This window comes from Enterobacter sp. WCHEn090032 (genome assembly GCF_003986875.1).
GTDB classification, from domain to species: Bacteria; Pseudomonadota; Gammaproteobacteria; order Enterobacterales; family Enterobacteriaceae; genus Enterobacter; species Enterobacter sichuanensis.
Genome location: NZ_RXRN01000072.1, coordinates 1 through 333, shown reverse-complemented (window position 1 = coordinate 333; position 333 = coordinate 1). Strand labels below are relative to the sequence as shown.

The 333-nt window shown below is 60.1% G+C and carries 1 protein-coding gene; it reads right to left on the bottom strand.

What is annotated here, in order from left to right; all coding sequences use genetic code 11:
* Positions 1 to 315 (bottom strand): helix-turn-helix domain-containing protein (locus tag EKN83_RS23265; protein ID WP_148110464.1); only part of this gene is annotated, 315 nt, incomplete at its 3' end.
* Positions 316 to 333 lie beyond the last annotated feature (18 nt).

Below are 333 nucleotides of genomic sequence, written 5' to 3'. Positions count from 1 at the left end.
GTGCCCCTGGTTTTCCAGCCAGCGCTTAATCTTGCGGGCTCCCCAGCGCTGATGACGGTCATGGGCCATGCGCAGCAGGGCAGTGATGTCGTCAGATGAGCGGTTCGGGGAATGGTGCGGTATGCGCGGGCGGTCCTGAAGGCCGGAGACCCCTTCCTCCGCCCAGCGACGAAGCCACTTGTAACCGGTGGCAGGTGAAATGCCGAAGCGACGGCAGAGGGAACGGATATTCGCCCCGTCCTGCGAGGCGAACAAAACAAACTCGGTACGTAATGACATGGTATCTCTCGCATCCCAGGGCATAAGCGACTCCATAAACGGGTTCTTATGCCT